At 56.0% G+C, this 22153-nt stretch carries 23 protein-coding genes; 3 read left to right on the top strand and 20 right to left on the bottom strand.

Annotated elements, in window-relative coordinates:
- Positions 1-40: 40 nt before the first annotated feature.
- The 18 genes from PJL69_RS10060 to PJL69_RS09975 form a co-directional block, all read right to left on the bottom strand.
- Positions 41-1498, bottom strand: a complete 1458-nt coding sequence (locus PJL69_RS10060) for a putative bifunctional diguanylate cyclase/phosphodiesterase (RefSeq protein WP_271309534.1) — start codon at positions 1496-1498, stop codon at positions 41-43.
- Between the two features lie 158 nt (positions 1499-1656).
- The gene (gene ttcA / locus PJL69_RS10055) at positions 1657-2526 is read right to left on the bottom strand and encodes a tRNA 2-thiocytidine(32) synthetase TtcA (RefSeq protein ID WP_271309533.1); all 870 of its coding nucleotides are present in this window, start codon (positions 2524-2526) and stop codon (positions 1657-1659) included.
- Positions 2527-2783: 257 nt separating this feature from the next.
- Positions 2784-3287, bottom strand: a complete 504-nt coding sequence (locus PJL69_RS10050; protein WP_271309532.1) for a hypothetical protein — start codon at positions 3285-3287, stop codon at positions 2784-2786.
- Between the two features lie 102 nt (positions 3288-3389).
- Positions 3390-3647 carry a membrane protein insertion efficiency factor YidD gene (yidD, locus tag PJL69_RS10045; RefSeq protein ID WP_271309531.1) on the bottom strand — a complete coding sequence of 86 codons (258 nt, stop codon included), beginning with the start codon at positions 3645-3647 and terminating at the stop codon, positions 3390-3392.
- Between the two features lie 84 nt (positions 3648-3731).
- On the bottom strand, positions 3732-5039 hold the full coding sequence (locus tag PJL69_RS10040) for an ATPase (protein ID WP_271309530.1): 1308 nt from the start codon (positions 5037-5039) through the stop codon (positions 3732-3734).
- Positions 5040-5158: 119 nt separating this feature from the next.
- The gene (locus PJL69_RS10035; RefSeq protein WP_209098718.1) at positions 5159-5683 is read right to left on the bottom strand and encodes a prepilin peptidase; all 525 of its coding nucleotides are present in this window, start codon (positions 5681-5683) and stop codon (positions 5159-5161) included.
- 12 nt (positions 5684-5695) lie between these two features.
- Complete coding sequence (locus PJL69_RS10030; RefSeq protein ID WP_271309529.1) at positions 5696-6544, bottom strand: tetratricopeptide repeat protein; 849 nt, start codon at positions 6542-6544, stop codon at positions 5696-5698.
- A gap of 30 nt (positions 6545-6574) precedes the next feature.
- Complete coding sequence (locus tag PJL69_RS10025) at positions 6575-7141, bottom strand: tetratricopeptide repeat protein (RefSeq protein WP_271309528.1); 567 nt, start codon at positions 7139-7141, stop codon at positions 6575-6577.
- A gap of 21 nt (positions 7142-7162) precedes the next feature.
- Entirely contained in the window at positions 7163-8134 is a 972-nt protein-coding gene (locus tag PJL69_RS10020) for a type II secretion system F family protein (protein WP_271309527.1), read from the bottom strand.
- A 12-nt stretch (positions 8135-8146) separates the two neighbouring features.
- On the bottom strand, positions 8147-9115 hold the full coding sequence (locus PJL69_RS10015; protein WP_271309526.1) for a type II secretion system F family protein: 969 nt from the start codon (positions 9113-9115) through the stop codon (positions 8147-8149).
- Between the two features lie 6 nt (positions 9116-9121).
- On the bottom strand, positions 9122-10591 hold the full coding sequence (locus PJL69_RS10010) for a CpaF family protein (protein ID WP_271309525.1): 1470 nt from the start codon (positions 10589-10591) through the stop codon (positions 9122-9124).
- Positions 10592-10605: 14 nt separating this feature from the next.
- The gene (locus PJL69_RS10005; protein ID WP_271309524.1) at positions 10606-11844 is read right to left on the bottom strand and encodes an AAA family ATPase; all 1239 of its coding nucleotides are present in this window, start codon (positions 11842-11844) and stop codon (positions 10606-10608) included.
- Positions 11845-12130: 286 nt separating this feature from the next.
- Positions 12131-12784: an OmpA family protein gene (locus tag PJL69_RS10000; RefSeq protein WP_271309523.1), complete on the bottom strand. Its 654-nt coding sequence runs from the start codon at positions 12782-12784 to the stop codon at positions 12131-12133.
- Between the two features lie 14 nt (positions 12785-12798).
- Positions 12799-14202: a type II and III secretion system protein family protein gene (locus PJL69_RS09995; RefSeq protein WP_209098702.1), complete on the bottom strand. Its 1404-nt coding sequence runs from the start codon at positions 14200-14202 to the stop codon at positions 12799-12801.
- A gap of 228 nt (positions 14203-14430) precedes the next feature.
- Complete coding sequence (gene cpaB / locus PJL69_RS09990; RefSeq protein ID WP_271309522.1) at positions 14431-15300, bottom strand: Flp pilus assembly protein CpaB; 870 nt, start codon at positions 15298-15300, stop codon at positions 14431-14433.
- A gap of 337 nt (positions 15301-15637) precedes the next feature.
- The gene (locus PJL69_RS09985) at positions 15638-15841 is read right to left on the bottom strand and encodes a Flp family type IVb pilin (RefSeq protein ID WP_271309521.1); all 204 of its coding nucleotides are present in this window, start codon (positions 15839-15841) and stop codon (positions 15638-15640) included.
- An 84-nt stretch (positions 15842-15925) separates the two neighbouring features.
- Positions 15926-16135, bottom strand: a complete 210-nt coding sequence (locus tag PJL69_RS09980; protein WP_271309520.1) for a Flp family type IVb pilin — start codon at positions 16133-16135, stop codon at positions 15926-15928.
- Between the two features lie 85 nt (positions 16136-16220).
- A complete protein-coding gene (locus tag PJL69_RS09975; protein ID WP_271309520.1) occupies positions 16221-16430 on the bottom strand; it encodes a Flp family type IVb pilin in 210 nt (69 codons plus the stop codon).
- Positions 16431-16777: 347 nt separating this feature from the next.
- Here PJL69_RS09975 and PJL69_RS09970 point away from each other — a divergent pair, with 347 nt between their 5' ends.
- Positions 16778-17602 (top strand): lytic transglycosylase domain-containing protein, encoded by an 825-nt coding sequence (locus PJL69_RS09970; RefSeq protein WP_441347473.1) that lies wholly within the window; start codon positions 16778-16780, stop codon positions 17600-17602.
- A 57-nt stretch (positions 17603-17659) separates the two neighbouring features.
- Here the strand turns inward: PJL69_RS09970 and PJL69_RS09965 are convergent, their stop codons facing one another.
- Together PJL69_RS09965 and PJL69_RS09960 are read right to left on the bottom strand one after the other, a co-directional pair.
- Positions 17660-19033, bottom strand: a complete 1374-nt coding sequence (locus PJL69_RS09965) for an L-serine ammonia-lyase (protein ID WP_271309519.1) — start codon at positions 19031-19033, stop codon at positions 17660-17662.
- On the bottom strand, positions 19033-19740 hold the full coding sequence (locus PJL69_RS09960; RefSeq protein ID WP_271309518.1) for a glutathione S-transferase family protein: 708 nt from the start codon (positions 19738-19740) through the stop codon (positions 19033-19035). Before PJL69_RS09960 ends, PJL69_RS09965 begins: the two co-directional genes overlap by 1 nt.
- Positions 19741-19966: 226 nt before the next feature.
- Between PJL69_RS09960 and rpiA the strand changes: the two genes are divergently transcribed.
- Positions 19967-20755: a ribose-5-phosphate isomerase RpiA gene (gene rpiA / locus PJL69_RS09955; protein ID WP_209098690.1), complete on the top strand. Its 789-nt coding sequence runs from the start codon at positions 19967-19969 to the stop codon at positions 20753-20755.
- 14 nt (positions 20756-20769) lie between these two features.
- Positions 20770-22125, top strand: a complete 1356-nt coding sequence (gor, locus tag PJL69_RS09950; RefSeq protein ID WP_271309517.1) for a glutathione-disulfide reductase — start codon at positions 20770-20772, stop codon at positions 22123-22125.
- Positions 22126-22153 lie beyond the last annotated feature (28 nt).

Raw genomic sequence — 22153 nt, 5'->3', positions numbered from 1 at the left:
CAGTGCGTGTCGGTCGGGACAATTGGAACAGTGCGCGCGCTTAGGACGGTTTGTTGCCAATCTGCAGGGCAGGGCCGATTTTCTCCTGATGGGCAGTCATCCATTTCAGGGTTTCGTGGAAGGGCATGGGGCGCGCGATGCCGTAACCTTGCACATGCGAGCAGCCCAGTTGCGCCAGCATCGCATGTTCGGAGGAGTTCTCGACCCCTTCGGCCAGGGTTTCGAGGCCCAGACGCTCCGCCATGGTCACAATTGCTGCGATCATGCGTTGTTGTTCCTGATCGCGGTCCACATTGGTGACAAAAGAGCGGTCAATCTTGATGCGTTTGACAGGAAGACGGCGGATAGAAGAGATCGACGCATGTCCAGTGCCAAAATCATCCAGATCGACGGAGCAGCCCAGGGCAGAGATTGCTTCAAGATTGCGCACGACCATATCGTCAGGCGCGCCGGCCACAACGCTTTCCAGCACTTCAATGCCGAGGCGTTCGGGCTGCAACTCCGTGCGGTCAAGTTCCCACTGGATACGCTCCCGAAGTGTGGGGCTGCGCAGTTCTTCGCCGGCGAAGTTCACGCCCACCGCAGGCACATTGAAGCCCGCGTCATCCCAAGCGCGCAGTGCATCAAGAGATTGGCGCAGCATCAAATCGGCAAGCTGGCTCATCTGCCCGGTTTGCTGAAGCACGTCGAGAAACTGAATAGGCGCAAGAATGCCACGCTCTGGATGGTCCCAGCGTGCCAGCGCCTCAAACCCGGTCACAAGGCCGGTGTCAGTGGAGACCTGCGGCTGAAACCACGCACGAATTTGGTCGCGTTGAAGGGTACGTGCGGCCTCGCTCTGGGTTTTGCGGCGGGAAATAACCTTACGGCCCATGTCAGTTGAGTAGGCGCGGATGTTTGAAGCCCCGGTCAACTGCGCCTCGTTCATCGCCATATCGGCGGCTTGCACCATGGCTGATGCGCTTGGGTTGTTAAGCCGCGAGGACAAGCAAAAGCCAACGGAGACGCTTACATAGATGGATGCCATTTGCAGTGGAATGGGTTCTTCCAGCGCGGTCTGGAAACGCGTGGCCATCTGAATGCCGCTTTCCACATCCACATAGGCCACAGGCTCCAGCGCAACGATAAAGGCGGCGTCGCCCGCGCGCGCGACCATATCGCCAGACCGCAGCGCACTCTTCAGACGGTTGGCGACATTGCGCAGCACGTCCTCTGCGGCTTGGTCCCCGTGGTTTTCACGCAGGCGCGCGAAATTGTCGATCTTGATCGAGAAACAGGCGGTGACGCGGCCATCCTGTTGCAGCGTTTCCAGCTTGTCTTGCATCTTGCGTTCGATGCCAGCAGAGGTCAGCAGGCCCGTCAGGCCGTCAACTTCGTTGGCAGAGCGGCGTTTTGAGCTTTCAGAAAAGGGAGAGAACGCCAAGAACGGCAAGGGCAGCAAGAAGGCACAGATCAGCAGGCCCAGTTCCCCAAACGCCAGCCAAGACACGAGAGTCACGGCTGGGATCACAAGCGGAACAGCGCGTCTTAACACCGACTCCTGAGCGAAAAATACCCGAAAAGAGCCGATGAGATGTCCCAGCCTTGACTGCATTTGACGTTCCCTATGCGGTAATAAAACTCGGACTACTCTCATCGATTCTCTTAAGTGATCCGTTAACGCAGCTTAGGAATACTGTCGGAGTTTTGTTCAAATTTTATCGGATCACGCATCAATCCCGCAAAATCGAAGAGGTTCGGATCCATCATATGGCTGGGCCTGATGTTGGTCAGGGCCTTGAACATAACCTGACGCCGCCCCGGGCTATTGGCCTCCCACTGATCCAGAATTTGTTTTACCTGCTGGCGTTGTAGCCCATCCTGCGAGCCGCAGAGATCACATGGAATGATCGGATAATTCATGGCATTCGCGAACTTTTCGCAGTCCTCTTCGGCCACATGCGCAAGCGGGCGGTAGACGAACAGATCGCCCTCTTCGTTAACCAATTTAGGGGGCATGGTGGCCAAACGCCCGCCATGAAACAGATTCATGAAGAAGGTTTCGAGAATGTCATCGCGATGGTGGCCCAATACGACGGCACTGCAGCCTTCCTCGCGCGCGATGCGATAGAGATTGCCGCGACGCAGCCTTGAACATAATGCACAATAGGTGCGCCCGGCCGGAACTTTGTCTTTCACAATCGAATATGTGTCTTGGTATTCGATGCGGTGGGGCACTTTCATGCGCTCCAGAAAGTCTGGCAAAACGGTGGCGGGAAACCCAGGCTGTCCCTGATCGAGATTGCAGGCCAGAAGCTCAACTGGCAGCAAGCCGCGCCATTGCAATTCGTGCAACACAGCCAACAGGGTATAGGAATCTTTGCCGCCGGAGAGGCATACAAGCCAACGCGTGCCGCGTTCGATCATGCCGTATTGTTCGATTGCCTCGCGGGTTTGCCGTACGATTCGTTTGCGCAACTTCTTGAAACTGGTCGAAGAAGGCGCGCCGTGAAAGAGCGGGTGAATATCATCTAGGTCATCAAGCATGTGCGCCTTATGCGAAGTCTTTTGCAAAGGTCAATCGTCCCCAAAGTTATCCACAGGCGAGTCGTGTGGCGCAAGACGATAATTGAGCAAAGGGCAAGACTTCTTTAAAGCGGCATTTGATCGTGTCAAAAAGGCCAGTCTTTGAGCGTTTATGGGCGGCGGAGGGCCTATTTTGAGGGGACAGAATGAAAAAAGGACCGCCGTTAAGGCAGCCCTTTGTTAACCTTTAGACCACGGCCCGTCGACCGCAGCATGTGTTACTGGGTCTGCTCTGCATTGCACTTGCGGGCAAGATTGAGCGCCTTTGCAGTGCCTGTCAGATCCACTGTGAAGCCATAGTGTTTTTCAGGGAAAACAAACATGGTCTGTTCGCGCGCGATAGCCTCAAAAACAGCTGGGTTGTCTGTCAGCACATAGCCACCGCTGTAGCCTTTGGTGATGTTGCCGCGCATGCCTGTTGCTTCGCCAAAATAAATCTCATCGCCGAGTTTGATGGCAACCGCTTCTTTGTCATCGCGTTTGATGTCAGTTTCAGCTTTGGTGAACACGCCAATGTAGCCAATGCCACGATCGGTGGTGAGGCCCATTTGAATGACGTTGTCCAGCGCGTCTTTGGTTTCTACGAGGCAGGATTTCTTTTCGGTATCGATGTGCACGTTCCAGCCATCAATGGCACCATAGCCGACAAATTTGTCAGCAAAGCTGGCTGTGGACGTGAGGGCGACAACGGCAGAAGCCGCAAGCATATGTGAAATTCGCATATAAAAACTCCAAGCAAATCAAAAATACGTGTGCCACAACGCTAGGTAGACTCCAGCGGCGTGTCCAGAGCTGCCGTGTGGCGGGCCGCAAATCGGCGAAATTTAGGGTTTAGAACACCCGCAGCTTTTTGAGGCTTTTGCATCGGGCACCGGATCATAGCCAGAGCTGCCAAAGGGATGACAGCGCCCGATGCGGCGTAGGGTTAGCCAGCTTCCTTTGAGTGCGCCATGTTTTTCGAGCGCTTCAAGCGCATAGGCCGAACACGTTGGTTGATAGCGGCAATTGAACCCAACCCATGGGCTGAAAAGCAGGCGATACGCCCGGACAGGCAGCGCAAAAATCTTGGCGAGAAGTGACATGCAGCCATTTTACGGAGAACCGTAGCAAAGAAAAAGAGAGAACAGCAAAGCTGTCCTCCCCTTCCGAGGTCCACGGGTGAGGACTTACTTTACGATGTGTTCGTCTTTGACAAACATGTTGGACCACGCGCGATCAATCAGATCAGGGCGCATTTGATAGGGAATGCCTTCAAATTCGCAAATCGAGATGATCTGATCGATCAGGAAGACGGGCTGATAGTTCGCATATGTGTTGTCAATTGTGGGGTATTTTGTTTTCAGCAGATGGACGAGGCTGGCCTCATCCAGCGGCAGGCCTTTTTTCTTGGCGACCAGTGCGAAGATTTTGAGGAAGTTCTCCTGACTGGGTCCGTCAATTTTGATCTTGTAGAAGATCCTGCGAAGCGCCGCCTGGTCGAAGATTTCATTGGGATGGAAGTTGGTGGAGAAGATCACCAGCGTGTCAAACGGCACTTCGAACTTTTCGCCCGATTGCAGTGCCAGAATGTCTTTGCTTTCTTCAAGCGGTACGATCCAGCGGTTGACCAGCGCTTGCGGCGGCTCTTCCTGTCGGCCCAAGTCGTCCACGATGAAGATGCCGCCGGTGGACTTCAGTTGCAGAGGGGCCTGATAGGTGCGTGCGGTTGGGTTGTAGACCAGATCCAGCATGTTGAGGGACAGCTCGCCCCCCGTGATCACCGTGGGGCGGTCGCATTTGACATAGCGGCTGTCAAAGCGGGCGGTGCGGCGCAAGCTGGACATGTCCTGCTCTTCGGCCTCGGCTGCGGAGTGCACAATCGGGTCATAAACGGTGATGACCTGACCTGCGTATTCGATGGCGTGTGGCACATAGACCTTATCCCCCATCGCGTCGCGAATGCCGTTTGAAATTGAGGACTTACCGTTGCCCGGAGGGCCATACATCAGAATGGAACGGCCTGAACCCACGGCTGGGCCAAGCTGATCGAGCAGGGTGGGGGGCAAAATAAGATGGCCCATGGCATTGGTCAGCTGGTCACGGGTGATCTGGATATTGCGGATCGACTGGCGTTTGACCTGTTCGCGGTAGACATCCAGCGGTACTGGCATGGCGCCGAAGTATTCGGATTGGGCCAGCGCATCCATGGCGCGGGTTTTGCCCGCATCGGTCAACTGATAGCCCATCTCATTGCCGCTGTTGGCATTCAGTGTGCCGGTGGCTTCCAGCAGTTTCTGTTCCCGGGCCAAATCCACCAGCTGTTGTGTGACCGCGACTGGCAGACAGATGGCCTTGGAGATGTCTGTGACCATATCGACATTTTTGCGGAAGATGGTTTTCAGCAAAATATCCCGCATCATGACGACGGGCAGCTGCATGTCTTCGAGCCGCTTGGGGGCGGGCGGGGCCATCACATTGGTGGTGTGCATGTTCATGACTGGAACACTCCTGATCGGGCCACGTATGGCCCCACTGCTGTTTCCATCTCATAGACAATCAAAAGGTGGCGTTTTTTGGGCCGCTTCGGGCCGGGATGGTGAAGCTTGCGCCTGGCTTAAAGCGCGCCCAGCAGCAGATAGGTGCAGAGCATCAGCCCGATGCCTGTGCCCATGGGTAGGGTCATTTGGTTTCCTTTGCCCACCGATACGCCGTCTGTTGAGGGTTTCAGCCGCCATGCGGCCCAATCCGGTGCCAAATTGCGCAGTGGCGAAAAGCGCACGATCAGAGTGGCAAAGGTGGCCGCGATCAAGCAGGCGAAGGCAAGCCACAACGCATCTGCCGCATCTGCACGATCCACAAAAAGTGCTGCCACAGCGGCCATTTTGACGTCTCCAGCGCCCATCTGGCGCAACATCCACATCAGAAATAGGATGGCAAATACCACGGCGTAATTGGCAAAGCGCCATGCCATTTCCATGAGGGGAAGTGTGCACAGGCCAGCGACCACGAAAACGGCGAACAAGGCCCAGACGGCCTTGTTACTGATCCGTTTGAATTTCATGTCCGCATAGAAAATATACAGGCAGATCGGCAGCGCCAAGATCAGCGACAGGAGCGCAAAGCTGCTGGAAACCTGCATATTGTGTGCGCCTTAGCTGTTTTCGAGCGCATTCAGGGCGCGGACGGCAGCCTCAAAGTGCTGTGGATGCGTTTCAATTGCTTCGCGCAGCAGCACCTTGCTGGTTTCCGTATCCCCTTGTTTGATCGCCGACAGCGCCAGCGTGTGCAGAAGCTGCGCGCGTTCAGTCTGAACCATGGGAATGACAGGCAGGGTGTATTTGCGTTGCGCACCACGTGCGAGCACCATGTTGTTTTTGGCGGTGAACAGCGTGCTGTCCTGACGGATGGCTTCGCCAAACAGGCGCTCAGCCTCTGCATAATCGCCGCGGGTCAGTTTGGAGTAGCCCCAGTTGTTCATAACGCCGCCGGGGCGCGTGGTCAGACCAACTGCAATTTCATAGAAACTGTCGGCGCGATTCCAATCCTGATTGCTGTCTGCGATCATGGCTTCGAGGCGATACCGTTTGAAGGTCTCGTGGGTCGGGGGAATGCTGTTGAGTGTTTCTTCTGCCGCGTCCCACTGGCCCGCACGAATTTGGGAATCCGCCAGATCAACCAGATCGGTTGCGGTGCTGTCTTTGTGTTTGGTGACACGGGACCAAGCTGGCACAGCTTCGGTGTAACGCTTTGCGCGTACATACGAAATTGCCAGACCACGCTGAATGTCGATGCGGTCGGGATTGTCTTTCAACGTGCGCTGGAAGTAGGAGATCCCCTCGTTGGGGTCTGCCACTGTCAGCATCACATCTGACAGGTTGCTTTCGTCAACCGCGTTCACATCCTGAATGGCGCGCTCAACGCTTTCCTGATCCGTATCTGAGCAAGCTGCCAATGCGGCGATGCTCACAAAACATAACGTCCCCAACACAGTGTGGCGCATTTGTGCGTCCTTTTGCTGCTCGTGCCTTACCTACGGTGTCTGACGGATGAGATAGTCACTGCTGCCCCGTCGAACCAACTTATATTCTTGTGGATTTTCGCCAGCATAGCCGGAATGATTCGAATTTGCGAGCGCTAAGCGTAAATTATCGCGGATTGCGTCACTTTCGCCATTGTCGAGCGCGTAGGCCTTTCGCAAGATTTGTTCAGCTTCGACAAACTTGCGTTGTTCGATGAGTACGATGCCAAGGTTGTTCCATGTGGCGGGATTTGTTTCGTCTGCGCCAGCCGCTTCGCGCAGCAGGCTTTCCGCCTGCCCCAGGCGCCCCATGGCGAGGTTTGCGCTGCCTGCGGCAGAAATCACTTCAGGCGTGCGCCCGTGCTCAAGACCAGCCCGCACAAACGCATCCATCGCGAGCTCATATTCGCCTGCCTCCATCAAGCGCCAGCCGACGAGCAGACCATCGACCGCAGCTTCGGAACGATCAACGCTGGGGGCATAGGGGCTGTCTTTGGACGCACCAAGGCCGCCCGTATCACAGGCGGCCAATGAAAATGTTACTGCAGCGATCAGGGCGTAAGCCCTAAGACCTGTCATTGTGATTGCTCGTTTGCCTTATTAGCCGAGTTGCGTGATCCCGATCACGGAAGGGCTGACCAGAATGATCAACAACGGCGGAACTGTGAGCATCATTGTGGCCAATGTCATCTTTGTTGGCAACTTGTTTGCCGCCTCTTCCGCGCGCATCACGCGTTTGTCACGCATTTCGCCCGCATAGACACGCAGGGCTTCGGCAATTGACGTACCAAAGGTGGCAGACTGAATGAGAACCGTAACGAAAGACGACACGTCTTGCACGCCGCAGCGTTCACCCATGTCAGAGAGCACTTGGGTTTTGTCTTTACCCGCTTTCATTTCCTGCGCGACGATCTGAAACTCCTGGCTCAATGCCGGATAAGAGGCGCGCAACTCGGCTGCGACGCGTACGATAGATTGGTCCAGAGACTGACCAGCCTCAACGCAGACGAGCATCATGTCCAGGCTGTCGGGGAAGCCTGCGGTGATTTCTTCTTTGCGTTCTTCGACGCGACGGGTGACCCAGTATTTGGGCAGCAGATACCCAGCGCCGCCCGGTCCAAGCACCCACATGATCATGTCTGTGGCCGTGGATTCCGGCGTCTTTTTGACAAAGAGATAGTAGCTCAGACCAAGGGCCAGCCCGCCCATGCCAAGCAGAAATTGCGCCAAGTGATAAGCACGCACGGCATCGCGCGATGGATAGCCGGCCTGCATCAGTTTCAGGCGTACAGAACTCAGTTCCTCTTCGCTTTGGGGTTCAAGGAACGCTTTGTATTTGTCGAGTTTGGCGTTGGCGCCTTTGCGGCGCAGTTTCTCTTGCTGGCTGTCTGATGCTTTTGCGCCTGCGTTTTGCGCGCGCTTGAGTTTTTCAATGGGGTCATCTCTGCGGGCGGCCGCCATTGTGTAAAGCAGCAAGGCAAAGAACCCGCCAAGTACCAGAACCGCGATCAGTGGACCTTGTGGCCCGAGCATGTCGGACAGCATCAAGTTCAGGGCTTCCATCGTTGTCATTTCAAGCGTTCCTTAAACTTTGATGTTGGTCAGAATTTTCATGACGATCAGGTTCAAACCCAAGAAGACCCCCACAGCGATACAGCCAGGAATGTAGAGCCAGTGATCCTTCACGTCGTCATAGTAGTTGGGATCCATCACATTGATGGCGATCAGTGCGAGCACGGGGAAAGCCGATAGGAAGTTGCCAGACCATTTGGCCTCTGCTGTGATCGCTTTCACGCGGCGAAAGAGACGGAAGCGCGCACGGATCACCTTGGACAGACCTGCGAGGATTTCTGCGAGGTTGCCGCCGGATTGCTGTTGAATGGTCACCGCGACAGAGAGAAAGCGCAAATCCTGCATGTCCAGACGTTCGGCCATGTCCTTGAGCGCATCTCCGATATCCCGCCCATAGGCGGCCTCATCCGAGATGATGCCAAATTCGGTGGCCAGCGGATCCTCAATCTCTCTGGACACAATCTGAATGGCTGAGGTGAACGGGTGGCCGACGCGCAGGCTGCGCACCATCAGTTCGATGGCGTCGGGCAGCTGTTCTTCGATTAGGGCAATGCGTTTGCCTGCTTTCATGGCGACCCAGCCGTACACTCCTCCGACACCCATCATCACGCTTATGGCGATACGGGTGAGCATGCCGGTTTCAGTCCCCACGCTGAGGCCCGCAAAGGCAAAGCCTGACACCAGCACCATGATCATCATGAGCTGTTGAGGCGTGAAGGCAATGGCGGCTTTCTGCGCTTTTTCTGCGAGAAGCGAGTAGAGTGGAATGCCGCGGTTTTCGCTGTGTTGCTTCATCTCCTTTCGGAGCTGGTCCAGCACTTCTTCGCGTTTGCCGCCCTTTTCGAGCATTTCCAGGCGTCGATTGACGCGACTGTTGAGGCTGATCGATTTCCCAAAGATGGTCAGGTAGGCGCCTTCGACCAAGACAAAGACGCCGACAAAGATCAGACCATATACGATAAGTTCGGGTGAGAATGGCATGTCGTCTTACCCCGCAGACGGTTCGTAGATTTCAGGTGGCAGGTCATAGCCCCAGAGGCGGAAACGTTCTGAGTAGTGACTGCGCACACCTGTGGCCGTGAAGTGGCCGATAATTTTGTTTTCTGGTGTGAGCCCCGTGCGTTGGAAGCGGAAGATTTCCTGCATTGAGATCACATCCCCTTCCATCCCGGTGATTTCCGTGATCGAGGTCATGCGACGTGAGCCATCCTGAAGACGTGACGCCTGTACAATCAGGTTCACAGCCGAGGAAATCTGACTGCGGACCGCTTTGATCGGCATTTCAATCCCGGCCATGGCAATCATGTTTTCCAGACGGGAGATACCATCGCGCGCGTTGTTGGCGTGGATCGTGGTCATGGAGCCGTCGTGGCCGGTGTTCATGGCCTGCAACATGTCGATCACTTCCTCGCCACGGGTCTCGCCCACGATGATGCGATCCGGGCGCATCCGTAGGGCGTTTTTCAGACAGTCGCGTGGGGAAACCTCGCCTTTGCCCTCCACATTTGGCGGGCGGCTTTCCATCCGGCCAACGTGAGTCTGTTGCAGCTGAAGTTCCGCCGTATCCTCGATTGTCAGGATGCGTTCGGCGTTGTCGATAAATGAACTGAGCGCGTTGAGCGTGGTGGTTTTCCCGGAGCCAGTACCTCCAGACACAATCACATTGAGGCGGGTGGCCACGGCGGCCTGAAGGTAGGCCGCCATTTCTTCGGAAAACGCGCCAAAGCGCACCAGATCGTCGATGCCGAGTTTGTCTTTTTTGAACTTACGAATGGACACCAGCGAGCCATCCACCGCAATCGGCGACACCATGGCGTTGAAACGGGAGCCATCCGCCAAACGGGCGTCCACATAAGGGTTGGATTCATCAACGCGACGACCCACGGCAGAGACGATTTTGTCGATGATGCGCAGCAGGTGACGCTCGTCTTTGAACACGATGTCGGTGAGTTCGAGTTTGCCTGCGCGCTCCACAAAGATCTGTTTGGGACCGTTGACCAGAATATCGTTGACGGTTTCGTCTTGCAGCAGGGTTTCCAGAGGACCGAGGCCCGTGACCTCATCATAGAGCTCCTGAAACAGCGTTGACCGCTCTTCGCGGTTCAAAACGATGGCTTTTTCCTGCAGCACTTCTGTAGCGATTGCCGTGATCTCTGCGCGCAATTCGCGCTCAGACGCTTTGTCCAGCGCGGCCAGGTTCAAATTGTCGAGAAGCTCGCGGTGAAGTTCCAGTTTGATTTCACCCAAGCGTTCCTTGCGTCGGCGCTCCTTGTCACCCGCCGCCACTTCGCCTGCCGCCTGCGCCATAGGGCGACGCATGACCTTTTTAGCATCCACCGCAGCGGTTGGCGCGGACGCCTGCGATTCAGTCTTGGTGGTTGGTTGCTGGGGTGCTGCCGCTTTTTGAGCGACGGCCGCGCTCGGTTTGGCGTCAGCTTTCTTGTATCGGGAGAACATGGGCTGATCCCTTTTTAAGCGGCTTTTTCGTCAGATTGATCGAGGGCGTGCAGGCTGGCGGCCAGTTTGGCGATTTCCTTGCGCAGCGGGTTTTTCGCTGCGGAAACGGCCAGTGGTTGCCCATGATCAGAGGCTTGCACAATTTGCTTGCCGCCGTCAGGCAGGTGCAGATCGATCGAAATGCTGAGGCTTTCTGCCAAACGTTTCACACGGCTCTTACCTGCAAGATCGGTAAACTTCGGCGCGCGGTTCATCACATAGCGCAGCTTTTCAAATGGCAGATCTTCGGCTTGAAGGGCGCGTTTGAGGCGCATCGCATTTTGCGCAGAACGCATGTCGATTTCCATTGTGGCGAAGTAAATATGCGCCGCCTGAAGCACCACTTCGGACCACTGCACAAGCGTGGAGGGCATATCAACAATCACGTAGTCGTAGTGTTTGCGCGCCATTTCAAGCACGCGCTCTATGTCTGCTGGCCCGACCAAGTCGAGGGGAATGATGTCCGCCGGGGCGGTGAGGACGTGCAGAGTGTCTTCGTAGGTTTGAAGCGCCTGTCCAAAACTGTCGCTGTCCATGCTTTCGGTGTCGGTGATCAGTTCGAAAACCGAATCCGGGCGGGGCAAATCCAGATAGGTGGACATTGTGCCGAACTGAAGGTCGAGGTCGATCAGGCACACGCTTGGCGCATTGTCCTTGATTGAGGCGAGTTCCCAGCCAAGGTTTGTGGCAAGGGTTGTTGCCCCCGTGCCGCCTGCCAGCCCGTGCACGGCGATCAGCACGCCTTCGCGAGATTCTTGGCTTGCAGACAAGGTGACATGCGGCGTTTGCTTGACTTCGCTTTGCTGAGACACAGCGCGCAGTTTTTCAATGGCGGTTTGCAACTCACCGGGTGGAAGAGGGTAGGGGATGAACTCATCCGCTCCTTGCCGCAAGAGGTGATGCAGGGAGGCTGGTGTCACGTCTTCGGCGATCAGCAGGGTGCGGATTTTGCGATTGCGCGCCTCTGTGATGATTTCGCTGAGATCGTCGAGCGCGTCCTCATCCATGTCGTCAATGGCCAGAACGATGAATTCAAGATGTGCGGCGTCCGGCTGTTCCATGAAGGGAATCGCGTCTTCGAAGCTCAGGTCACCCCACTGTTCCCCTAGTGCCTCTTCCATGTCGACGATCAACAGTTCAAAATTCTGCACGTCTCGGCAAATCGTACATGCCAAGATTGGACTTTGATCTGTTTGCAGCGGCTCGCTACTCATTTTTTTGCCTCTAGTTCACTGGCGCCAAAAGCGCGTGTCATTCTTTAGAGGTGCCCACCTCTTTGCGTGTGGATGTGTTTCATCCCAGGTGCTGTGATTCCACGCAGACGCACCTTGCCTTGGTCCCCAACATCTTTCCCAACTGGGGCAACATTGGGGCCAAAAAGCCGAAATTGTGCGGAATTGTGCGACGATGTGCGGGATATGGAGGGAGTGTTTCCACAAAAAAACCGGCCAACAGGGGCCGGTTTTTGAGAAATAGTGTTTTGAGGTTGTGGAATGCTTCCTACTCGCCACCACCTGAGGATGTGAGACCTTCGATACCCGGGGCCGCAACCGCACTGGCGATATAGTCGCGATAGATGATTTGCGCGTATTTACCATCCATCACCGTTGGATGGCGATCCACGAATCCGGTGACTTCGGTAACGGTGCGGCGGTTTTGGCGTTCACGCCCTTGGGTCACGACCAGCGGCTGCGTTTTGCCCAGAGAGACCACGGCTTCAAGCCGGTCCCGGTCAATGCCTTGAGCACTTAGATAGGACACAACAGCGCGCGCGCGGCGCAGGCCGAGCTGTTTGTTGTAAGCGCTTGAGCCGACAGCATCGGTGTGGCCATAGACTTTGAAGCGCACTTCCGGAAACTGTTTGATCCAGTTGGCCTGCAAATCCAGGATGGACCGCGCCTGCGGATCAAGTGTTGCGCTGTCAAAGTCGAAGTTGACCATATCGGGCACTTCTTCTGCAAAGCGATTTGCCAAGCTCAATGCATAGCTGCGCTCACCGTTTTGAATGCCCAGATTGTTGACGGTTGCTGAGCCAAATGTGCCGCTGTCAACGACGGAGCCCGCTTCGCGGAACCAGGAGGGCACCGCGCTGTTGTCTCCATCAGAGCAGGCGGACACCAAGAGTGCGGACAGGGCTATGATTCTTTTCAACATTGCGAATCCTTCCCTCAATCCATCACGTAGCCATAAGAGCCGGTGAAGTCTTGTTTGGCGACCTCAGCTGCTGCGCCGCGTTGTTTTTTCACATTGCCGGTTGTGTGACCGAACAGGAAGAGCTCCTGTTCCGTTGGTGGCTTGACCCGATCAGTGGGCAGCGCAAGTGCATCGCCGCGTGTTGGGGTGACCAAATGCGCCGTTACGATCACAACCAGTTCTGACTGAGAGCGGTTGTAGTCCGCGCTGCGAAACAGGGTGCCCAGAACCGGCACATCGCCAAGCCATGGAACTTGCGAGTTGTTGTCACGGAAGTCGTCTTCGAGCAGGCCAGCGATCGCAAAGCTTTCCCCATCGCGCAACTCAACTGTTGTGGAGGCTTCGCGCCGAGTGAATGCAGCAATGGTGAGGCCGTTGTTGGTAAAGCCATTGGCATTGTCGATGGCGGATACAGCGGTCGCAAGCTCCAGATTGATGACATCGCCGTCCACCACGCGGGGGATGAAGTTCAGCTCTACACCGAAGGGTTTGAACTCAACTGTGATCTCGCCGTCATCCTGTGCGACGGGCACTGGATATTCACCGCCTGCGAGGAATTTCGCTTCTTGGCCTGAAAGCGCGGAAAGGTTCGGTTCCGCCAGAGTACGTGTCAGCCCTTTGCTTTCAAGAGCTTGAAGGAGGACTTCGATTTCAAACGCGCCGATGTCTAGGCTGAAAGTGCCAGCGCCAAAAGTGCCGGCATTCAAAGGCACCTGCCCATTTTCGTTGAGCGGTGCAAGAAAGTTGCTTGTACCAAAGCGGCGTGAGCCATCTTTGACGCCGTTCAATCCAAAATCGAGTGCTTTGGAGACGCTGCGTTGCATTTCAGCAAAGCGCACTTTCAACATGACCTGCTGAACGCCACCCACTACCATCAGGTTGGAGACACGCTCTGGTGCGTAGCGTTCGGCCAAATCAAGTGCACGTTGCAAGCGCTGTGCGGAGCTGACTGTTCCTGAAAGCACGATGCCATCGTTGGCGGTGCGTACTTCGATTGTTTCGTTGGGCAGGATTTGTTTCAGACGCTCTTTGAATTCGCTGAGATCCGGCGCGACACGCACTTCCACGTTGGTGATGAGCTTTCCGGTTGCATCCAGCAAGGTCAGCGTTGTCAGCCCCGGAGATTTGCCCAATACGTAAATGGTACGGTCAGACAGCGATGAGATATCCGCGATGGCCGGGTTGGCAATCGATAGTTCCGCAAAGGGTACTTCGCTTTCCACCACAACTGCGCGGTTCATCGGAACGCCAAGCGTTGATGACGTGCCGCTGCGCAGCACGCGTAAAGTTTCTGCCTCGGCAGAAGGAGGTGCCACAAATGGCAAAACCCCGATGGCGACGCCCAGCAGGGCCGCGCCAAATAGTCTTTTCATTGTCATTGTGACCTGCCTCTCGATCACGCCTCAGTTTGCGGGTCTTTTGCCCACTATTGAGCTTAGTGTGCGCTAGTTGAGAGTTTATTGCAAGAATCAATGACTTTCGTTGCTTTTTTGATGTTTTGAGCTGTGTATTTGCCGACACAGACAAAGATGCGAAACACAGTCAGGTCAAAAAGAAAGGGCACCCACAGTGTGGTGCCCTTTCTTTGTTTGCAAGCGTGAGACGCGTCAATTCGTACAGGGAATTGGAATGGTCGAGACGGTGCCGCCCTTGCGTGTCTTGATCGTGCATACACGTTCAGGCTCAACTTGAACGACTTCTTGTACTTCTTGGACTGGCGCATCTTCGATACCAAGAAGACGCCTTTGGTCTACTTCGATCACCTCTGCGACAGTATCGTCGCCAGCGCCAACAAGCGAAAGCGAGAGGCGGCCGGAGCTCTGGGCGAAGTTCAGCGCTGGAACCTCTTCCGTTGTGACTGCAACCGTCACCGTGCGTGCAATGCCTCCACCCTTCATCTCTTCGTTTACGGACTGATCCACCGCGATCAATTTGACGTTTGGTTGGATAAGTTTGGTGAACTCGCCGCGGTTTGAGCGATCATTTTCGACGCGCCCTGTCCAATAGACATCCACGCTGTCGCCGGGGCGTAGCAGGCCAGAGACACCGCTGGTCACATCCACACGAATTGTAAAGGCACGTTCGCCTTCCGCGAGGCGTGAGCGAATCCCCGCTTCCTGTCCTGGTTCGGTGAGCTTTGCCGCGATCAGCACCTCACCCTTTTCCATGGTGCGTAAGATCACGCGTTGTTTGTTGTCGCCATCGGGGAAAAGTACCTCAGGATCTGTGAACATCCCGTCGACAATGGCCGCCTTTGGCCATTTCACCCGCCGAACATCTTTCAGAGCGAGTTTTTCACCGAATTTCATCTGGCGTGCCACAGTAAATCCGTCGACCAGTTCAATATCCGGCTGCGCATTTTTGCGAGCCAGCTCGGCCTGTTTGTCGATTTCTTTGATGTAGTTTTGCGCCATGTAGACTGCGAATCCTGCGATCCCAAGACCAAAAAGCAAAACGCCTGCAAAAAGAGCGCGCATGGTTCCCACCTCGTGTTTGGGTCTGCGTTTTCAAGTGCGCAGACCGGTTCCTTGCCAAACATGCTGTCCAAATGTGGCGAATTCAGGGTACCAAATGACAGGTTTCGTGGCCTTGCTGATGTATTGGATGCCTTGGGTTTTGCCTGGATTTAGATCGGGGGATTTGATCGTCAGACGTCAATCCAGCTTGTTTTGCCGGAGGGGCAAGCAGACTGACCGCATTCCATTCTTTCAGGCTGGAGCATCAAATATCCGGTTACGCCAGCCCGTAAATGCCTGGCCTGTAAATGCAAAGAGGCGCCGAAAACGGCGCCTCTCAACTCTGAAAGGTGTAACCCTATTCGTCAGCGAACGCTGCGGTGGAGTCTGCATCGGTTGTCCCCAAGCGCGCAGATGCGTCAGCCGTAATGTCAGCTGTTCCGCCTTCAATTATAGTGAAAGCGGCGATAGCCAAGCCCACAACAGCTGCGGTCAACACGACCCAGTCAACAGTCACAGCACCGTCTTCGTCTTTTCGGAAGTTCTTTATGAATTTGATCATTGGACTACTCCGGCCAACAGAGTTTTAGAAGAACGCAGGCGGTGGCTACCCTTTGGTGTGCCGGCCCGCGGGTCTTCCGTGGGATTAGTTGGTGATGCCGAATGCGGCGTTGGAGTTCGCGTCAGCGTCGGTTGTCAGGGCGGTGTTTGCGTCGCCTGTCAGGTCTGCTGTTGCGCCTTCGATTACAGTGAAGGCTGCGATCGCCAGGCCCACAACGGCTGCGGTCAGAACGACCCAGTCTACAGTTACGGCGCCGTCTTCGTCGTTGCGGAAGTTTTTGATGAATTTGATCATTGGATTGCTCCTGTAAAAAAGTGTTCGAGGAACTCAGACGCAAACTGCCTTAAGGGCCTCTTCGCTTCTGAGTTTGGCGATCTGATTAGTTGGTGATGCCAAATGCGGCATTGGAGTTCGCGTCCGCGTCGGTTGTCAGGGCGGTGTTTGCGTCGCCTGTCAGGTCTGCTGTTGCGCCTTCGATTACAGTGAAGGCTGCGATTGCCAGACCGACAACGGCTGCAGTCAGAACAACCCAGTCTACAGTTACGGCGCCGTCTTCGTCGTTGCGGAAGTTCTTGATGAACTTGATCATGTTGTGTCCCTCCAAAGGATCTAAATGTTTGTGCCACCTTGTCGGATCTTTGTCGGCGCTCTCTCCTGCGCCATCCCAACTTGGTATGAGAGCAATATGTTGGCGGATTGGGGCGGGAATTGGGCGCAAGTGGCTCCATTTTGGACCATCTGGGAATCCTTGGAGATGTCGAATTAACTTATTGTTTTTAATTGTAAAAAAAATTAACCACCGCGGCCCTTACAGTTTTGAAAGGGTGTTTGTAGAGCGAATCCCGCGTCATTTGGACGGAATCAAGCGTCTAAAACTGGTGTGATCTGGCAAAATTTGCGAGACTCGCAAGAAAGTACCGCGAGCAGGATTGCGAAATGGTTTATTTGGGGCGAGCGGCGTGTTTGGCGCTGATGATTTTTGCAGGAGTCGCGACCGCTGTGAGTGCGGAGGGGCCGAAACCCTTTCCAGACTTTTCTGCCAAGCGTGTAAAGCCGCCCACAGCGGGGCAGGCAAAGCGCATTACGGTTCAAATCACACCAGACGCACCAGACGTGGCCACAGCGCCCACGGCGGGGATTGGTGGCGGCGTTGCGCCGAGTGGGCCGCGCGCGCAGCCGCTGGAATGGTTCTGGGCGGATGTGTCGCCTGACGTGTCTGCGAGTGGGCCGGGCCGATTGGAGCCCGCTTTGATGCGTTTGTCCAATCCTCCGGAAGGGCAGCGGTTGGCCACGCCGAGGTTGGCAACCTTGCAAGGAATTGCACAGACCTACGGCGTCGATATTTTGCTGTCATCCATCGGCACGCAGGTTTCGCCCGCATTGGCGCTTGCCGTGATTGCGGTTGAAAGTGCCGGGGATGCGGAGGCCGAAAGCACGGCAGGCGCACAGGGGCTCATGCAGTTGATGCCAGCCACGGCGGCCCGCTTTGATGTGTCAGATGCGTTTGACGGGGCTGACAATATTGGCGGGGGGATCCGGTATCTGGATTTCCTGATGGAGAAATTCGCGGGAGATCCCATTTTGGTTTTGGCGGGATACAACGCAGGGGAAAACGCGATTGCCACCCACGAGGGCGTGCCGCCCTTTGCGGAGACGCGCGCCTATGTGCCCAAGGTTTTGGCCGCCTTTGAGGTTGCCAGGGCGTTGTGTGTCACGCCGCCCGAGCTGATTTCGGATGGATGTGTCTTTGCCAATCCGTAGACGTGCAGTATGCGCGGGCGCCGGTCTCAGGTCTTGAGATGTGCGGCCCGCGCGTCTTCAGCAGTTGGGCACGTTGACGGCAAGTCCGCCCAGAGACGTCTCTTTGTATTTTTCATGCATGTCCGCGCCTGTCTGGCGCATGGTTTCAATCACAGCATCCAGCGGCACAAAGTGGTGGCCGTCGCCACGCAGGGCGAGGGAGGCGGCTGAGACGGCTTTGATCGCACCGAGGCCATTGCGTTCAATGCAGGGCACCTGAACCAGACCTTTGACCGGATCACAGGTCATGCCGAGGTGGTGCTCCAGCGCGATTTCGGCGGCGTTTTCCACTTGCTCTGGTGTGCCGCCCATGACGGCGCAGAGACCTGCTGCTGCCATTGCAGAGGCGGAGCCCACTTCAGCCTGACAACCTGCCTCGGCACCGGATATGGAGGCGTTGAATTTCACAAGCCCACCAATCGCGGCAGCGGTGAGCAGAAATTCTTCGACGCGGCTGGCGCTGGCGCTGGGCACATGATCCAGCCAGTAACGGATCACAGCGGGCATTACGCCCGCGGCGCCGTTGGTTGGGGCGGTCACGACTTGACCACCTGCGGCGTTTTCTTCGTTCACCGCCATGGCATAGGCGCTCATCCAGTCATTGATGGTGTGAGGCGCAACAAGATTCATTCCGCGTTCTGCCTGTAGGGCGTCATGAATGCCCTTGGCGCGGCGGCGCACGTTGAGGCCGCCGGGCAACGTGCCGTCGGTGGTGAGGCCGCGCTCTATGCAGTCGTTCATCACCTGCCAGATGCGCGCGCAGCCTTTGTTGAGGCTTTCTGTGCAGCCGCGGGCGATCTCGTTTGAGCGCTTCATCTCTGCGATTGATTTGCCAGAGTGTTCTGCCATCTCCAGCATTTCAGCGGCTGATTTGAACGGGTAGGGGATTGGAGTACCTTCATCGGTGGCTGCGCCGCCTTCGAGTTCGCCTTCGGTCAGGACAAAGCCGCCACCAATCGAGTAGTAGGTTTCTTGAAGGATCACGTCCCCCTGTGCGTCAGTGGCCATGAGGATCATGCCATTTGCATGGCCGGGCAGGTTGGGGCCAAAGTCAAATTTGAGATCTTCGCGGGGCTCAAATGCCAGTGGGGGCAGGCCCTCGGGGTGGACATGCCCCGTTGTCCGAATCTTTTCCAGCGCGGATTCTGCCTTTTCGTGGTCGTAGCTGTCGGGAAGGAAGCCCGCGAGCCCCAAAATGGTTGCGCGATCTGTGGCATGGCCGACGCCGGTAAATGCGAGCGAGCCATGGAGGCTGGCGCGCAGGCCGTGTGCGTCAAAGGGGGAGGCGCGCAGCAGGTCAAGAAAGCGCGCGGCGGCAACCATTGGACCCATCGTATGCGAAGAAGAAGGGCCAACGCCCACTTTGAACATATCAAAGACAGAGAGAAACATCAGGTGGCAGATCCTTCTGGCGGTGTGGCTAGCGAGGGGTTGGTAAACGGTGTCTGGCCGAGGCCTTCGGCGCGTTGCGCGGCCCGCGTGCTTTCGCGGGTTTCTGCACGCTCACAGATTTGTAGGAGCGTGGGGAAGCGGTTTATGTCAAACCAGCGGTGCTCTGGCAGGTCGGCGTAGAGTTTTGTCCAGCGTAGCAGGCAGGGAATATAGAGATCGAGCAGTGTAGGGGCTGCGCCCCCTGCCAAACCGGGGGCTTGCGACATGCCTGCCTCTAAGATGCTCAGATCGTTTTGCAGGCGTTGTCTGAATATGCTGCGCAGCTGTGTTTGATGCTGGGGGTCTTCGCCGATGAATTTTTCGGGATAGAAGAAATGCCGCAGATCAATTTGGAAGGTGTTTGAGCACCAGAACATCCACTTCAGGAACGGCGCACGCAGTGGGGTGTTGACGGCCGGGGCCAGTGAATCTGTTTGTTCTGAGAGCCACATAAGAATCGCGGCTGTTTCAAAGAGAGCGCCGTTTGGGGTTTCCAGTACCGGAATTGTGCCGTTCGGGTTCAATGTCAGGTAGGCGGGTGCGCGCTGCGCATTGGTGCGCCGATCCACAAGGGTGGTTTGATACGACAGGCCAAGCTCTTCCAAAGCCAGCCGAACGATCAGCGAAGCGTTGTCTGGTGCGTAGTGTAGGCAAAAGGTCTCTGTCATTTGTTTGTTGTATCCGGGCTTGCCGCGTGGGCGCTGCGCAAAAGCGACGTTTCCGATGGGAAACACGCAGCGCCGCCAAGGTCAACGTCGCGCTTGCCTTGATGCGCGATATATGAGCAATCAAACGATGAAATGCGCCGCATTGAGCGGAATTTAGAGCAATCGGCTCTCGCCCCCGGCGGCCAACTTTCCTATAAAGCTGCAAAGGTTGCAGGGAGTTGTCGCAATGACCGGAGAGTTGTCGCCCATTGATAAGGCGAAATTTGTCGCCGCCAAACGCGCCACTGACTATGTTGAAGATGGCATGCGCGTTGGTTTGGGAACCGGATCGACGGCGGCATGGCTCGTGAGGTGCCTTGGTGAAATGGTGCGTGATCAAGGGCTGCGCATCAAAGGTGTGCCAACCTCCACACGCACGGCGGAGCTTGCGCGGGAAGTGGGGATCGAGGTCGTCAGTCTTGACGAAGCCAAATGGCTGGATGTGACGATTGACGGGGCAGATGAATTTGATGCGGATCTTAACCTGATCAAAGGCGGGGGCGGTGCCCTGCTGCAGGAGAAGATCGTCGCCACGGCATCTGATCAAATGGTTGTGATCGCCGATGTTGGCAAAGAGGTCGAAACACTGGGCGCTTTCCCTCTGCCGCTGGAGGTGGTGCCGTTTGGCTGGCAGACCACTCAGGCATTGATCGAGGAAACCCTTGTGAGCATGGACGTTCTGGGGCGTGCGAGCACGCTGCGGATGAACGGTGCCTCGCCTTTCATGACCGATGAGGGCAATCATATTCTTGATTTGCACCTTAACCGAATTGGCGATGCCCGACAGCTCGCCTTGGCCATCAATCAAATGCCGGGTGTGGTTGAAAATGGTCTCTTTATCGATATCTGTGACGCTGTTGTTGTTGGCTATGGCGACGGGCGCGTGGAAGTGCGGGATATCAATGCCGGAACAATCGAAGAAGCGATGCTCGACTTCGCAGAAACAGACAATCTTTTCACGGATCTCGTGGACTAACAAAAAGGCTTATCATGTCCTTTGATTATGATCTCTTTGTCATCGGCGGTGGTTCCGGTGGTGTACGGGCTGCGCGTGTCGCCGCCGCGGAAGGTGTGAAAGTCGCACTCGCCGAAGAAGACCGCTATGGTGGCACATGTGTGATCCGCGGCTGTGTGCCCAAAAAGCTGATGGTTTTTGCCTCTGAATACTCCGGTATGGTTGGGGATGCACAGGCTTATGGATGGGACATTCAGGCGGGTGACTTCAGCTGGGATGCGTTCAAGACAAAGCTGCATGCGGAGCTTGACCGACTTGAGGGCATTTATCGCAACCTTTTGAAAAACAGTGGTGTTGAGAGCTTTGATCAGCGGGCCAAAATGGTGGATGCGCACACGGTCGAGCTCGCAGATGGCACGCGGAAAACCGCGAAACATGTGCTTCTGGCCATGGGTGGCCGCCCTGTATGGCCAGATTTGCCGGGCGCAGAGTTGGGCATCAGCTCCAATGAGATTTTCCATTTGGATAAGCTGCCAGAGAGCATTCTGATTGTGGGTGGTGGCTATATTGCCAGCGAGTTTGCAGGCATCATGAATGGCCTTGGCGTGAAGACCACCCAGTTCTATCGCGGCGCGCAAATTCTGCGCGGCTTTGATGATGAAGCCCGTGGTCTGGTCGCTGAAGAAATGCGCCAGCGTGGCGTCGACATCCATTGCGGCACCAACGTTTTGGAAATGCGCAAAGAGGGCGACAAGATCTGGGTGAAGGCAACCAATGGGGATGAGCGGTTGTTTGATCAGGTGATGTTTGCCACCGGGCGCGCGCCCAACACCGACAACATGGGGCTGGAAGAGATCGGCGTGACGCTTGGCCGCAAAGGTGAAGTGGTTGTTGATGACTACAGTCAAACCGGTGTGCCGTCTGTGTTTGCCGTGGGCGATGTGACGGATCGGGTGAACCTCACCCCTGTTGCGATCCGCGAGGGCATGGCTTTTGTGGAAACGGTGTTCAAAGGCAATCCTACAACCGTGGATCATGAGCTGATCCCAACCGCCATCTTCACGCAGCCTGAAATGGGCACTGTGGGCCTCAGCGAAGAGGAAGCGGCGGAGCAGGAGCCGATTGAAGTCTATGCAACGAGCTTTAAGCCCATGCAGCAGGCCTTTGCCGGACGTGCGGAGCGCGTGTTGATGAAGCTGATCGTGAGCAAGGCGACGCGCAAGGTTCTGGGCTGTCACATCGTCGCGCCTGGTGCCGGTGAGATGATCCAGCTTGCGGGCATTGCCGTAAAAATGGGCGCGACCAAGGAAGACTTCGACCGGACTGTAGCAGTGCATCCGACCATGTCGGAAGAACTGGTAACCATGAAAGCACCCGTCCGCACTCTGTAAGGCGCAATGGGTTGATTTTTCCGGCGTA

Origin of the sequence: Shimia sp. MMG029 (genome assembly GCF_027947445.1) — a bacterium.
Taxonomy (GTDB): domain Bacteria; phylum Pseudomonadota; class Alphaproteobacteria; order Rhodobacterales; family Rhodobacteraceae; genus Shimia.
Note: the sequence above shows the minus strand (reverse complement) of the source record. Positions and strands in the feature narration are given on the sequence as shown.